This window comes from Okeania sp. SIO2C9, from assembly GCF_010672455.1.
In the GTDB taxonomy this organism is placed as follows: Bacteria; Cyanobacteriota; Cyanobacteriia; order Cyanobacteriales; family Microcoleaceae; genus Okeania.
Genome location: NZ_JAAHGO010000280.1, coordinates 1 through 1,126 on the forward strand (window position 1 = coordinate 1; position 1,126 = coordinate 1,126).

A 1,126-nucleotide genomic window follows, 5' to 3' on the forward strand; every position below is an offset into this window, starting at 1 on the left:
TGTAGCAAACATAAGGGAAATTGATATAAACCGCCACCAATTCAAGCCACAATTGTCAGTTTTAGTTTATGTTCCCTAATCTTCTCGAAGCAACGAAAAATTACTGGCGCAAACTAGATGAGTTAGAAGCTGCTTATCAGCAAGGCAAAATCCCCCTAGAGGAAGTTGACGTTAGAGTGGCTGAGTTGATAAAAGAACTTGCTATTGAACGCCGCGCCGCTTTTACTTATTTCCGTCACAGTTGCCAGCATTGGCTGACGACACAAAGAGAGACTCTCATCGGTTTGGCCGTTTTGGCTCTCGTCACTTATGCTTGGGTATTGAACAGTCTAACGTTTTAAATTCCCAATTCCTCTCTTCAGATTTATTAATTTTCTTTGTCGGAAAAGCCATCAGAGATGCCCTAACAAACGGAAGGGGCGTAAATACTGCAGCCTTGACATACGTTTATAGCCAGTGTCACGGCTAATTCCTAGATTTTTGAAGACTGTAGCGACGGGTGTCAGGTCTTCTTGGGGCGGTTCTTGAGAGTTTGTCAGGGCATCAGTTGGGGGGTTTGTCAGCCCTGATGATGAGTTTGTCAGCTCTGACATCAACTGTGTATCTGATTGAGAAAAATTTTTTTCGTTCCCCTTATTAAGGGCTTTTTTATTTTTTTTTCTTGACCGCTGTCATACTTTCTCCCTGACACTTGATGGTTTGTAAGCTCTAATTGTCAGTCTGTCAGCTCTGGTTGTCAGTCTCAGCAGGGCTGACAGTCTACCCCATTGCAACAGTTGTCAGGCTGACAATCAACCGTGATTCTACAGATTTCAATTACTTTTGGATTTTTGGGTCTGACAATCTATTCTTTCCACACCGAAGAGCGTTTTTTATATTTAGAGTACAGCTAACCTTACAGTCTTAAAGCTCTGAGAAAGTAGCAGTAAAGTCAATAACCAGAATTACATCATTGCAGCATTAACTTTATAGTTCCCAACGCCAAGCACTAAACTTTATCCCTAGCTTTCCTATCTTCACTGGTGTCAACCTCAAATACATAGCTGCAATACTTGTGGTTGATGAAGTTACATGCTGTTCCAATCCACACACTCATTTAGTCTTCCTGACACTAACCACAAGTATT

At 41.7% G+C, this 1,126-nt stretch carries 1 protein-coding gene; it reads left to right on the plus strand.

The genetic code is table 11. The features are described from left to right. Positions 1–68 precede the first annotated feature (68 nt). A complete protein-coding gene (locus tag F6K23_RS41015; RefSeq protein ID WP_293167020.1) occupies positions 69–341 on the plus strand; it encodes a hypothetical protein in 273 nt (90 codons plus the stop codon). The last annotated feature ends 785 nt before the right edge of the window (positions 342–1,126 follow it).